Source organism: Roseibacillus ishigakijimensis (genome assembly GCF_016595415.1).
Taxonomy (GTDB): Bacteria; Verrucomicrobiota; Verrucomicrobiia; order Verrucomicrobiales; family Akkermansiaceae; genus Roseibacillus; species Roseibacillus ishigakijimensis.
In genome coordinates, this window is sequence record NZ_JAENIO010000181.1 from 1 (window position 1) to 332 (window position 332).

The window sequence follows — 332 nt, forward strand, 5'->3', positions numbered from 1 at the left end:
CCCGGTTGGGGATGGAACCGTTCGTTGGCGATGCCAGTCACTGCGATTTCCAGCAGGGCCGTCACCCGGCGCTTGCGGTGTTCGTCTGCGGGCGGTGACGAGATCCGAATCACTTGCGGAGTCTTCGTCTTCACCAGGAAGATGAGGTCCAGCTTGGAGGGAGTCTCGCCAATGGCCTCCAAGAGGAGCTGATAGCTCACGAGCTGAATCTCATGGTCCAGCATCGCCGAGTCCGCGTTGGGTTTGGATGCGGCTGACTTAAAGTCGATGGGAGTGAAGTCTTGCTCCACCAGATCCATCGCTCCCGTCAACGGAACCGAAAGCCCCGGGAT

At 59.6% G+C, this 332-nt stretch carries 1 protein-coding gene; it reads right to left on the reverse strand.

From position 1 onward, the window contains the following. The coding region (locus tag JIN78_RS17080; protein ID WP_200393203.1) for a PD-(D/E)XK nuclease family protein at window positions 1-332 on the reverse strand (332 nt) is incomplete at both ends.